A 12,142-nucleotide genomic window follows, 5' to 3' on the forward strand; every position below is an offset into this window, starting at 1 on the left:
CATCGAGACCCTGGGCGGAGTGTTCACCCCGCTGATCGAGCGCAACACGACCATCCCCACCAAGCGCAGCCAGGTGTTCTCGACCGCCGAGGACAATCAGTCGGCGGTGACCATCCGGGTGTTCCAGGGCGAGCGGCCGATGGCGGCCGACAACAAGCTCCTGGGCCAGTTCGACCTGGTCGGCATCCCGCCCGCGCCGCGCGGCGTGCCGCAGGTGGAGGTCACCTTCGACATCGACGCCAACGGCATCGTCAACGTCCAGGCGCGCGACAAGGCGACCAACAAGGAGCAGTCGATCCGCATCCAGGCCAACGGCGGCCTCTCGGACACCGACATCGACGCGATGGTCAAGGAGGCCGAGAGCCACAAGGCCGATGACGACAAGCGCAAGGCGGTGGTCGAGGCCAAGAACCAGGCCGACGCCATCATCCACTCCACGGAGAAGGCGCTGGCCGAACACGGCGACAAGGTGGGCGAGGCCGAGCGCAGCGCCATCACCACCGCGCTGGCCGACCTCAAGGGCGTGCTGGAGTCCGGGGACGCCGAGACCATTTCGGCCAAGACCCAGACGCTGATCCAGGCGTCCATGAAGCTGGGCGAGGCGATGTACCAGGCCCAGCAGAACACCGCCGGGGCCGAGACATCCGAGGAGGGCCGTCCGGCCGGCGGTCCGGAAGACGTCGTCGACGCGGAGTTCGAGGAAGTCGACGGCGACGAGAAGAAGTCGGCGTGACAACCCGCCCCATGGCGATCCTTGGCGTCCAGTGCGAAGAGGTCGCCTTGGGGAACGTCGCCGCCGCACCTCGGGGGAAAGCGCTCCCGCCCGCTCGGCTACAAGCCTTGCAGCGCGGCGGGAGCTATCCCACTTCCATTGCAGTGACAGTCCAGAGCGCCTGACGATCGATGCGGGATTATTACGAGATCCTCGGCGTCCAACGCGGCTGCGATGACGGCGCCCTCAAGCAGGCGTTTCGCAAGCTCGCGATGGAGCACCATCCCGACCGCAACGGCGGGTGCGAGGACGCCGCCACCCGGTTCAAGGAGATCAACGAGGCCTATTCGGTCCTCTCCGATCCGCAGAAGCGCTCGGTGTACGACCGTTTCGGCCACGCCGGCCTGAACGGCCACGGCGGCCCGGGCCAGTTCCACGACGTGCACGACATCTTCAACGAGGTGTTCGGTGACGTCTTCGGCGACATGTTCGGCATGGGCGGACGGCGCAGCCGCGGCCCGGCCCGCGGCCAGGACCTGCGCTACGACCTGGAGATCACCCTCGAGCAGGCCTACGCCGGCGCCGAGGTGGAGATCACCGCCCCCACCACGCTCAACTGCGAGGCCTGCGAAGGGTCGGGCGCCAAGCCCGGCACCAGCCCGACCACCTGCGCCACCTGCAACGGCGCGGGCCGCGTGCGCGCGACGCAGGGCTTCTTCTCCATCGAGCGGGCCTGCCCCCGCTGCGGCGGCTCCGGGCGCATGGTGCTCGACCCCTGCCAGGCCTGCCACGGCCTGGGCCAGGTGCGCCGCGAGCGGACGCTCTCGGTGCGCATCCCGGCCGGCGTCGACGACGGCGCGCGCATCCGGCTGGCCGGCGAGGGCGACGCGGGCGCGAGAGGCGGCCCGCGCGGCGACCTCTACATCTTCGTCTCGGTCCGGCCGCACGAGCTGTTCGAGCGCGACGGGCTCGATCTGCTCTGCTCGGTGCCGGTGCCGATGGCGACCGCGGCGCTCGGCGGCGCGGTCGACGCCCCCTGCCTGCTGGGCGGCGAGAACTGCGACGGCAACTGCAAGCTCGAGGTCAAGGTGCCGGAAGGCGCCCAGACCGGCCAGACCGTGCGCATCAAGGGCCGCGGCATGCCTTCGCTGCGCAGCCGCGAGCGCGGCGACCTGGTCGTCGAGCTGTTCATCGAGACCCCGACCCGGCTCACCGGACGCCAGAAGGAGCTGCTGGCCGAGTTCGCCCAGATCTGCGGCGAGCAGCAGCACCCCAAGGCCGCCAGCTTCATGGGCAAGGCCCGGCGGTTCTGGGAGGAAGTCACCGGCGTCGCCTGAGGGCGTTTGCAGGCCCGCGCCCTTTCGGTTAGACAACCCGGCTCGCGGAAACGCACCCGTAGCTCAGCTGGATAGAGCGTTGCCCTCCGAAGGCAAAGGTCACACGTTCGAATCGTGTCGGGTGCGCCAGCGAATTCAATGACTGGGCTAGGCTCGATCGCGCCGCGACTGGCGCGCGCCCGGGCCACGGCCCGGCCGCCTTCCCCCAGCCGGGCGCCTTGAGCGAGATCAACGCGAGTTGCCGCGCGCGCTCCGTAGAAGCCCCTAAGGAGGCGCCCCGAATGGCGGGCTGCGCGCCGGCGGGGCTAGGTGAGCGGGAACGGAGACGCCCCATGCTCGACGCGATCAAGACGCCGCGCACCGCCGCCCCGGCCATCGTGGCGAAGGCGGACCTTGCTCATCACGAAGCGTTCCTGAAGGTTTCCGAGAGCGGTGAGCCGACCTGGGTCGCCGAATCCCGGCAGGCGACGGCGTTCGCCTCGCTGCGGGAGGCGACGCGCATGGCCATGCGGCTCCCGGGCGTGCTGCGCGCCTACAGCGTCCCTCTGGGCGCCGAACTGGCCGCGCAACGCCTGCACTGAGGCGGTCACATCGGCCGGGTGTCGGTCAGGTCGCAGGGGTAGGCCCGTTCCAGGGCGTACCTGACGAAGCTGGCCCCGCTGATCCCCACGCCCGACTTGCTCCAGCCGGCATAGGCGGTCACGGCGCGCATCACCCCCGCGGCGGTGACGTCGGACGGCACGCAGATGGTGCGGTCGTCAGGCGTCCGCAGGGACTGTTCGGCGAGCAGCTGATCGACAGCGCCGGTCACATAGCTCAGGCAGACCAGCTTGCCGTCGCGCGCCTTGTCGCCGGCCGCGGTGCAGAACCCGCTCAGCGAGGCGGCGTCGACGAAGCCCAGCATCGGCGGGACGCCGGTCGGCGGCGGCGCGCTCGCCAGCAGGACGGCGATCAGCCAGGACATGACGCGCAGGCTCCTTCTCCCGGCCGCAGCCTGTAGGCGATCATCGCCGAGCGCCAGGCTGCCGCCTTGATACGGGTCATGGGCCCGGTTCGCACGGCGACCCGAGGGACGCGCCGGAGGTCATCGCCTAGGCGCGCCGTCCCGCTCCCGGCCAACGCGGCGGCGAGAACGGCCAAACGGCGCGGAATGGCTACTTCTGCAGGCGAAGCCACGCGGAGACGCCGAACAACACGACGCCGAAGATGACGAAGGCGGCGATCACCATGCCGAGATAGAGAGAGGATGGCGACATGACGGGCTCCGAGCGATCAGGCCTGCAGCATCGCTCGGGGCGGCCCCAGAGGAAATTCGGGTGTCTCGCTTAAGGGACTCTACTTAACCTCGTCCGTCGTCAGACGCATGCGCACCAGTTCCGACAGCGAGCCCGCGCCCATCTTGGTCATCAGGTTTGCGCGGTAGATTTCCACTGTTCTTGGGCTGATGCCGAGATCGTAGGCGATCACCTTGTTGGGCCGCCCGGCGACAAGCCCCTCCAGCACATCGCGTTCGCGCGGCGAGAGCGAGGCGAGCCTGGCGCGTATCTGGCCAAGCTCCGCCGAGCGCCGCCCCTCCTCGCCCGCTCTGGCGAGCCCGCTGCGGATCGCCGAGAGCAGGGCCTCGTCCGCGAAGGGTTTCTCGATGAAATCCAGGACGCCCGCCTTCATGGCCTGGATCGCGAGCGGCACGTCGGCGTGGCCGGTCATGACGATCACCGGCCAGGTGATGCCGCGCGCCTTCAGCTCCCCCATCAGCTCGAGACCGCTCATCCCAGGCATGCGCACGTCGGTGACGATGCAGCCCGGCTTCAGGCCCGCGAGCTGGTTCAGGAACTCGACGGCCGAGTCATAGGTCCGCGGCGAGAGCTCGGCCGACTCCAGCAGGAACTGCAGCGAATCGCGCATGGCCGCATCGTCGTCGATCACATGCACTACGCCGTCAGTCATCGACCAACTCCTCAACATCCCCCGTCTTGAGGGTGAAGTGGAACGCCGCCCCGCCGCCGGGTGCGACGTCCACCCATATGCGCCCGCCGTGAGCCTCGACAATGGTGCGGGAGATCGAAAGCCCGACGCCCATTCCGGTCGGCTTGGTGGTGACGAACGGCTGGAACAGCTGGGCGGCCACATCGGGCGCAACTCCGGGCCCGGTGTCGGAGACCACGACCTCGGCCATGTGGTCGGGCGCGCGCCGCACGGCGATCGCCATCTCCTTGCGGGGAGACTCCAGCATCGCATCCATGGCGTTGCGGATGAGGTTGAGCACGACCTGCTGGATCTGCACCTTGTCGGCCAGGACCAGGTCGACCCCCCGGGCGTAGCTGAAGCTCACGCGGACGCCATGCTCCTTCGCGCCCACCAGGGCCAGCGCGCTCGCCTCCTGCACCAGCTTGGGAAGGCTTTCCACCCGCCGCTCGATCTCTCCGCGGGCGAGGAAGTCGCGCAGGCGCCGGATGATCTGCCCGGCCCGCTGCGCCTGCTCGTTGGCCTTGTCCAGCGCATCGGCCAGGCGGTCGCGCGGGATCTCAGGCGCGCCGAGCAGCCTGGCCGAGCCCTTCATGTAGTTGGCGATCGCCGAGAGCGGCTGGTTGAGCTCGTGCGCCAGGGCAGAGGCCATCTCGCCCATCGCCGTCAGCCGGGAGACATGCACCAGCTCCGACTGCAGCTCCTGCAGCCTTCGCTCGGTGGTCTGCCGTTCGGTGAGGTCGCGGACGAACCCCGTGAAGAATCGCGCCTGGCCGGACCGCGCCTCGCCGACGGCGAGCTCCATGGGAAAGGTCGAGCCGTCCTTGCGCTCGCCCACCACGACCCGGCCGATGCCGATGATCCGCCGCTCGCCGGTCGTGAGATAGCGTTCGAGGTAGGAGTCGTGCTCCTCCCGGTACGGCGAGGGCATGAGCATGGAGACGTTGCGCCCGATCACCTCGTCAGGCGTCCAGCCGAACAGGCGCTGAGCGGTCTGGCTGAAGGACTGCATCACGCCCCGTTCGTCGATGACCACCATGGCGTCGGGGACGGTGTCGAGGATCGACTGCAGATGCGCCTCGCGGTTGGCGAGGACCACGTTGAACTGCTCGGTGCGCCTGCGGGCGCGCTGGAAGAACTCGCCGCCCAGCACCACCGCGCCGCCGGCGACCACGAAGAAGGCGGCGGCCATGAAGTCCCCGGGCTCCATGTGGTGCTTGCTGATCGGCGCCGAGAGGCCGGCCGCCACGCCGAGCACGGTGGCGAGCGCGCCCGGCGCGACCCCGCCCACCGCGGCGGCCGCGACCACCGCCGGCACATAGAGCGCGAAGGCGAGATCCTGGTCGCCGAGATAGGGATCCAGCGCCAACCTGATCAGCAGCGCGATCCCGACCGCGGCGGCGGCGACTACGCAACCGATCAGCAGCTCGCGACGTGCGCGCCTCGTGAATAGATCGGAGGTCGTCATGCTCTCTCTTGCCCACAAGGACGCTTACGCAACTGTGCGGCCCGAGCAAGTCCTGCGGAATACGTAGCTTCCCCTAGGCTTGAACATCTTTTCTTTCGCGCAGGTCCAGATCACAGCTTTGGTCGCTCAAGGAGTCCCGCGCCACCGGCAGAAAGGTGAAGCCAGATGACCGACAACGCCGCTCAGCTCGCGTCCGCATCCTACCGGCTCGCCGCTCTGGATCAGGACTTCCTGCTGAGCGATTCCATGCGCGGCGTCCGCTTCCTGCTCGAGTACGCCAAGCCCGAAGAGGCGCTGCGCGCGTGGGGCGTGGCCTCGACGATCGTCGTGTTCGGCAGCGCGCGGGTGCGGGAGGACGGGCCGGGCGACCAGCCGCGCTGGTACGCTGAGGCCCGCGCCTTCGGGCGGCTCGCCTCGTCTCGCGGCGGCGCCCTGCTGTCGTCCGAAGGCGCGCGGGAGAACGTCATCGCCACCGGCGGCGGCCCCGGCGTGATGGAGGCGGTCAACCGAGGCGCCCGGGACGCCGGAGCGCCCTCTGTCGGCTTCAACATCTCGCTGCCCCTGGAGCAGCAGCCGAACCCCTACATCACGCCGGAACTGTGCTTCCGCTTCCACTACTTCGCCATGCGCAAGATGCACCTCGCGATGAGGACCAAGGCGCTGGTGGTGTTCCCGGGCGGGTTCGGCACCCTGGACGAGCTCTTCGAAATCCTCACCCTGCGGCAGACCAACAAGGCGCCCCACATCCCCGTCGTGCTGTTCGACGAAGCCTATTGGCGCAGGATCGTCGACTTCGAGGCGCTGCAGGAGGCGGGAATGATCGACGCCGCGGACCTCTCGCTGTTCCGTTTCGCCGAGCATGCCGAGCAGGCCTGGAGCGTGCTCCTCGACATGGGCTTGAAGGTCGGGACTCAGCCGGACCCTTGAGATCCGGCCGGGGCCGGGGCGGCGATCGGTCTGCGGGAGCTCGCGAGCCGCAGGGTCACGCGGACGCGCGACGAATCCTTTGAGGGCAAAGCCGCGAACCCAAGCTCGTACGCCAAGGCGCGCATGCGGTCGTTGGCTCGCGCCACATCGCCCCAGACCGTCGTGAGGCCGACGGACCGCGCGTAATCCACGATCAGCTGGAGCAGCCGCCCGCCGATCCCGCGCGCCTGATGGTCGCTCCGGACCATCAGCGAAAACTCGCCGCTCTCGCCTTCGGGATCGCGCACGAGGCGGACGACGCCGATGGTTGCGCCGCTCGCATCGACGGCGACCAACCCAAGGTGCCGGTCGTAGTCGATCTGGCTGAGCCGTCGCGCGAGCTCCGGGGTGAGATGACGCATCCCGCCGCTGAAGCGCAGGTTCACATCGCGCGGGTCGCTTCGATCGACCATGTCCACGAGTCCGGCGGCGTCCTGCGGCTGGATGGCGCGGATGTGCAGCCTCTCCCCGCCGATCTCCACATCGCGGGCCAGCTGGGCCGGATAGGGCATGATCGCCGGCCTGGGAGTCGCGGCGTCCGGTCGGCGGATGGCGATTCGCGCGTCCACCGCCAGCACGCCCTCGGCGTCACAAAGCAGCGGGTTGATGTCGAGCTCGGTGACTTCGGGAAGGTCGATCGCCAGACCGCCCAACGCCACCAGCACGCGCTCGAGCGCCGCCACGTCGGCGGGCGGGCGGTCGCGGTATCCCGCGAGCAGCCTGGCGACACGCGTGCGCGCAATCATGTCGCGCGCCAGCGGAGCGTTCAGCGGCGGCAGGCCCAGCGTCCGATCCGAAACCACCTGCACCGCAATCCCGCCCTGGCCCACCATGACCAGCGAACCGAACGTCGGATCCTGGACCAGCCCTGCCAGCAGCTCCTCGGCGTGCGGCCGCTCGATGAAACGTTCCACGACGAAGCCGTCGATCTTGGCCGCGGCGCGCATCGCCGTCACGGAGGCCAGCATGTCGCGGGCCGCTAGCTCGACCTCCGCCGCGCCGGCGAGGCCGAGCCTGACCCCGCCCACGTCCGACTTGTGGCTGATGTCGCGCGAGAGGATCTTCAGCGCCACCCTGCCGCCGAGGCGCGCCGCCGCCTGGCCCGCCGCCTGTGGCGTCTCCGCCGAGAGGCTCTGCACCACGGGCACGCCGTACGCCCGCAGGATGGATCGGGCCTCAGGATCGGTGAGCGTCGTGCGGCCCTGGGCCAAGGCATCCTCGACGACGGCGCGAGCGGACTTGGCGTCGAAGGGGGCCGGATCCGCGCCCGGCGCTTCGATGAGAAGGTCGTGGGCGCGCCGGGCGCGGACCAGCTGAGCGAAGGCGGCGATCGCCCGCTCTGGCGTGGCGTAGGCGGGGATCTGGGCTGCGGCGAACTTCGCGCGGGCAGGCTGGGCGGCTGTCTCGCCGAGCCAGGCGCCAAGCACCGGAAGGCGCCGCTTCGCCCGACGCGCCGCCTCGATCACCGCCTGCGCGGCCTCTGAGCTGTCAGCCACCGCGACCGGGCAGTTGAAGACGGCGACCGCATCGACCTCCGCCGCGGCCAGGAGCACGTCCATGGCCCGGCCATAGAGGTCCGGCCGGGCGTCGCCCAGGATGTCGACGGGATTGCGGCGCGAACTGTGCGGGGGCGCAACCGCTCCGAGCGCCGCGAGCGTCTCGGGTCCGAACTCGGCCAGGCGCGCGCCCGTGACCTCCAGGGCGTCCACGGCGAGCACGCCCGCCCCGCCGCCGTTGGTGAGGATCGCCAGCCGCTCGCCGCACGTGCTCAGTCCCGCATTGAAGGCGAGAATCGCATCGAACAGCGCATCCAGGGTCTCCACCCGCAGCAGGCCCGCCCGGCGCAGCGCGGCGTCGTAGACGGCCTCGGCGCCCGCGAGCGCTCCCGTGTGGGAGAAGGCCGCTTTGGCGCCTTCCGCGCTGCGGCCGGCCTTGAGGACGGCCACGGGCTTGTTCCGCGCCGCGGCGCGCGCGGCGCTCATGAACTTCCGCGCATCGCCGACGCCCTCCAGGTACAGCATGACGGCGCGGGTGGCCCGATCCGTCGCCAGGTAGTCCAGGAGGTCGCCGACGTCCACGTCGGCGGAATCGCCGACCGTCACGACATGCGAGAAGCCCACCCCATGCGCCGGCGCCCAGTCGAGGGCGGCCGCGGCGATCGCGCCCGACTGGGAGACCAGGGCGACGCCGCCGGCGTCCGGCATGACGTGGGCGAAGCTCGCGTTCACCCGGCTGGCGGGCGAAAGGACGCCGAGGCAATTGGGCCCGACGATCCGCAGCAGGTGCGGCCTGGCGACGTCCAGCACGGCCTGGCGCAGCCGCATCTCCTCGCCGGGCGCCTCGAAGCCGGCGCTCAGCACAACGGCCGCCCGGCACCCGCCGCGGCCGAGCTCGGAGACGAGGTCCGGGACCGTGGCCGCGGGCGTCGCGATCAGGGCGAGGTCGGGCGCCTCGGCAAGGTCGGCGACCGTCCGGGCGACGGTCCGGCCCGCGACCTCGGTCTCGTGTGGATTGACGAAGCTGATCGACCCCGCGAAACCGGCGGCGGTCAGATTGCGCGCGGCGACCTGTCCGACGGAGCCGGGGCGCGAGCTCGCGCCGATCAGGGCGATCGACCGCGGCTCGAACAGCGCCTCGAGGTTGCGGGTGGTCATGGCGCTTCTTGGCCGAGCCGGGCGATCCGCGCGTTGATCGGCGTCAACGCTCCCGACCGTGGCGCCTGCGCCCTGTAGGAGCCGGCGAGCGGCGCGGATATCCTGAGCGACGCTGTTGGTTGGAGGTCGTTGATGTTCGCCATGGCGCACCGCCCGCCAGCGACCAGGCTTTGCGAGGAGGTGCGGCCCGATCCGGAGCCGGGTCCCGGCGAGGTGCGCCTGGCGGTTCAGGCTTGCGGCGTCTGCCGGACCGACCTGCACGTGGTGGACGGCGAGCTCGCCCCTGTGCGGCCGAGCGTCGTGCCGGGCCACGAGATCGTCGGCCGGGTCGAGGCGATCGGCCCAGGCGTCCAGGGCCTGCGCCTTGGCGACCGGCTGGGCGCCCCGTGGCTCGGCGAGACCTGCGGCAGGTGCCGCTACTGTCTGGCCGGCGAGGAGAACCTGTGCGACGCACCCGGCTTCAACGGATGGACCCGCGACGGCGGCTATGCGGACAAGGCGGTCGTCCGGGCCGACTTCTGCTTTCTCATTCCGCAGCGATTCTCGGACGCCGAGGCGGCGCCTCTGCTGTGCGCCGGCCTGATCGGCTACCGCTGCTGGAGGAAGGCGGCGGAAGCCCGACCGGTGGAGCGGCTCGGGCTCTACGGTTTTGGCGCAGCCGCGCATCTTCTGGCCCAGCTTGCGCTCTTCGACGGCCAGTCCGTCTATGCCTTCACGCGCAGCGGCGATGCCACGGCCCAGGCGCTGGCGCTCGAGCTCGGCTGCGTCTGGGCGGGAAGCTCGGACGAGGCTCCGCCGGAGTCCCTCGACGCCGCGATCATCTTCGCCCCGGTCGGCGCGCTCGTGCCCGCGGCCCTCAAGGCGGTTCGCAAGGGCGGGACCGTCGTCTGCGGCGGAATCCACATGAGCGACATCCCTGCGTTCCCTTATGCGATCCTGTGGCAGGAGCGGCGGCTGGTCTCGGTCGCCAACCTGACGCGCCAGGACGGTCGGGACTACCTGCCGCTCGCCGCGAAAGCCGGCGTGCGGCCGCATGTGACGGTCTACGAGCTGAAAGACGCCAACGCCGCCCTGCAGGACCTGCGGGACGGCGCTTTCGCGGGGGCGGCGGTGCTCAGGCCCTAGTGGCTCATCAGCACGAAGCGCCGGGGAGCGCCCAGCAGGCCGCGGGTCACGCCGCCGAAGAACCACTCGTTCATGCGGCTGTGGCCATAGCAGCCGGCGACGATCAGATCCGCGCCGACGACCTTGGCCTCGGCGTTCAGCATCGGGACGACGTCGTCATCCTTGGCGGTCACCGCCTTGCCGCGGGCGTTCACACCGTGGCGCTTCAGGCCCTCGGCCACTTCGCCCGCGTGGAAGACCGCGTCGCCAACCGCGTCGCCGCCTTCGCAGACCTCCACGACCACGACCTCGTCAGCGAGCTTCAGGAGCGGCAAGGCGTCGGCGATCGCGCGGCGGGACTCGCGGGTCTCCTTCCAGGCCACGAGGATCTTCTTGCCTTCCAGCACGCCCCCGTTCGGAGGGACGACCAGGACCGGGCGGCCGCTGGTGAGCGCGAGCTCGGCGGAATCGGCGGTGCGGTAGCCGTCGACGGACCGGATCGGCATCCCGCCGGCCACGATCACGTCGGCGCTGCGCGAGACCCGCGCCATGGCCGGGACCGGACGGTCCTCGACCCGCCGCCATTCGGCCCGGACCTGCCCGGTGTGGCTCGTGAACGCGCGTTCGGCATGGGCGATGTTGACCTGCACCTGCTCGCGCATCGCGGTCAGGACCTGTCCGTCCCAGCTGCCGTAGGGATCGGCGAAGGTGACCGGCTCGATCATCTCCGCACCCAGTCCGATCAGAAGGGCGTCGAAACGCTTGGCGAGCGCGACCGCCGCCTCGATCCGGGGCACGGAGGACTTGCCGGGCTCAACGTGGGTGAGCACGGTCCTCCAGCCGCTTTGCGTGGCGGACCGGAGCGCGGCGCGCGCCGGGGCGTCTTGCACCAGGCTCATGGCGGGACCTCCTGTTGTCGATGGCCGCAGGGTGCGCCTCGCTCAGGGGGCGCCGAAATCCGGGTCTTTCGCTTAAGGGCTTTCCCCTAGCTCACGAGCTCAGGCGCGAAGGCCCGCCTGACGGCGGCGCGGACGTCGCCCAGGATCTGCTCGACGGCCTCGGCGGTCACGCCCGGCGTAACGCCGCCGGTGTGCACGTGGTCCGCGATGGTCAGCCCGCACACCGCCGCCAGATGGCTGTCGAAGATCGCCGTGAGCGCGTTCATCGCGCCGGTGTCGCGGACCCAGGCCTCCGGGGCGCCCGAGCTCGTGAAGGTGATCAGCCGCCGTCCGGTGAGCAGCGGATCGGAGCCGTGCAGCGCGGGCTCATAGCCGAAACCCATGCTGAAAACGCGGTCCACATAGCCCTTGATCATCGCCGGCGGAGCGTTGAACCAGAGCGGGTAGACGAAGGCGAAGACATCGCAGTCTGCGAGGAGCTTTCGCTCCGCCGTCACGTCATCGCCGAAACGCGGCTCGGCGGGGCCGGGGATCTCGCTGGCCTGCAGGCGAGGGTCGAAGCCCATTCGATAGAGGTCGCGCACCTTGGCCGTGTGGCCAAGCTCGCGCACCGCAGACGCGTACGTCGCAGCGATGGCTCCCGTCAGGCTCTTGGGCCTCGGATGGGCGAAGATGACGGCATGCTTCATCACGGGCCTCCTCGGCGGGCACGAGACCTCCTCCGCGCCACCGTCGCCTTGATCGAGATCACAGTCTGCCGGTCGCATCGCCGGCCCATTGCGCTCACCAGGGGCTCCTCGACGAGAGTTTCGACCTGCGGTGCGCGGCGGCCACGGCCTTGCCGGGCGCGAGCCCGCGCCTGCCCGCGGCCGAGGTCGCGACCCTCGACGGGCATAACCTGCGCGCCCAGCTCCTGGGGGAGACTCGAGGAGCGGCTGGAAGCGGCCCCGGACGATGCCGCCCGCGAACGGCTGCTGGACGTCGTGCGCGCCGCTCTCGATCCGGCTGCGGGTGGGCCGCGCGCCAGCTTGACCTCG

At 70.6% G+C, this 12,142-nt stretch carries 11 protein-coding genes and 1 tRNA gene; 6 read left to right on the forward strand and 6 right to left on the reverse strand.

Annotated features, from left to right (window positions below; all coding sequences use genetic code 11):
- From Q0W60_RS02240 to Q0W60_RS02255, 4 genes are all read left to right on the forward strand, one after another.
- Window positions 1-733 (forward strand): Hsp70 family protein (locus Q0W60_RS02240; RefSeq protein WP_297692130.1); only part of this gene is annotated, 733 nt, incomplete at its 5' end.
- 170 nt (window positions 734-903) lie between these two features.
- Window positions 904-2,049, forward strand: coding sequence for a molecular chaperone DnaJ (gene dnaJ, locus Q0W60_RS02245; RefSeq protein ID WP_297692132.1), 1,146 nt, complete (start codon window positions 904-906; stop codon window positions 2,047-2,049).
- A 52-nt stretch (window positions 2,050-2,101) separates the two neighbouring features.
- Window positions 2,102-2,178, forward strand: a tRNA-Arg gene (locus Q0W60_RS02250).
- Between the two features lie 203 nt (window positions 2,179-2,381).
- Window positions 2,382-2,630, forward strand: coding sequence for a hypothetical protein (locus Q0W60_RS02255; RefSeq protein ID WP_297692134.1), 249 nt, complete (start codon window positions 2,382-2,384; stop codon window positions 2,628-2,630).
- Window positions 2,631-2,635: 5 nt separating this feature from the next.
- Here Q0W60_RS02255 and Q0W60_RS02260 read toward each other — a convergent pair whose 3' ends face one another.
- The 3 genes from Q0W60_RS02260 to Q0W60_RS02270 all read right to left on the reverse strand — a co-directional run bounded on the left by Q0W60_RS02260 (window position 2,636) and on the right by Q0W60_RS02270 (window position 5,482).
- Complete coding sequence (locus Q0W60_RS02260; RefSeq protein ID WP_297692136.1) at window positions 2,636-3,013, reverse strand: Rap1a/Tai family immunity protein; 378 nt, start codon at window positions 3,011-3,013, stop codon at window positions 2,636-2,638.
- A 371-nt stretch (window positions 3,014-3,384) separates the two neighbouring features.
- Window positions 3,385-3,996, reverse strand: a complete 612-nt coding sequence (gene fixJ, locus Q0W60_RS02265; protein WP_297692138.1) for a response regulator FixJ — start codon at window positions 3,994-3,996, stop codon at window positions 3,385-3,387.
- A complete protein-coding gene (locus Q0W60_RS02270; RefSeq protein ID WP_297692140.1) occupies window positions 3,989-5,482 on the reverse strand; it encodes a PAS domain-containing sensor histidine kinase in 1,494 nt (497 codons plus the stop codon). The genes fixJ and Q0W60_RS02270 overlap by 8 nt, the downstream gene beginning before the upstream one ends.
- Window positions 5,483-5,647: 165 nt before the next feature.
- On the opposite strand from Q0W60_RS02270, the gene Q0W60_RS02275 reads away from it, so the two are divergent.
- Entirely contained in the window at window positions 5,648-6,409 is a 762-nt protein-coding gene (locus Q0W60_RS02275) for an LOG family protein (RefSeq protein WP_297692142.1), read from the forward strand.
- Here Q0W60_RS02275 and Q0W60_RS02280 read toward each other — a convergent pair.
- A complete protein-coding gene (locus Q0W60_RS02280) occupies window positions 6,394-9,102 on the reverse strand; it encodes a bifunctional acetate--CoA ligase family protein/GNAT family N-acetyltransferase (RefSeq protein WP_297692144.1) in 2,709 nt (902 codons plus the stop codon). The two genes, Q0W60_RS02275 and Q0W60_RS02280, sit on opposite strands and share 16 nt — an antisense overlap.
- 132 nt (window positions 9,103-9,234) lie before the next feature.
- On the opposite strand from Q0W60_RS02280, the gene Q0W60_RS02285 reads away from it, so the two are divergent.
- On the forward strand, window positions 9,235-10,227 hold the full coding sequence (locus Q0W60_RS02285; RefSeq protein WP_297692146.1) for a zinc-dependent alcohol dehydrogenase family protein: 993 nt from the start codon (window positions 9,235-9,237) through the stop codon (window positions 10,225-10,227).
- Here Q0W60_RS02285 and Q0W60_RS02290 read toward each other — a convergent pair.
- Together Q0W60_RS02290 and Q0W60_RS02295 are read right to left on the reverse strand one after the other, a co-directional pair.
- A complete protein-coding gene (locus tag Q0W60_RS02290; RefSeq protein WP_297692157.1) occupies window positions 10,224-11,105 on the reverse strand; it encodes a universal stress protein in 882 nt (293 codons plus the stop codon). The genes Q0W60_RS02285 and Q0W60_RS02290 overlap by 4 nt on opposite strands.
- Before the next feature lie 86 nt (window positions 11,106-11,191).
- Window positions 11,192-11,794 (reverse strand): NAD(P)H-dependent oxidoreductase, encoded by a 603-nt coding sequence (locus Q0W60_RS02295; protein WP_297692158.1) that lies wholly within the window; start codon window positions 11,792-11,794, stop codon window positions 11,192-11,194.
- Window positions 11,795-12,142: the final 348 nt, after the last annotated feature.

Origin of the sequence: Phenylobacterium sp., assembly GCF_025934275.1 — a bacterium.
Taxonomy (GTDB): domain Bacteria; phylum Pseudomonadota; class Alphaproteobacteria; order Caulobacterales; family Caulobacteraceae; genus Phenylobacterium.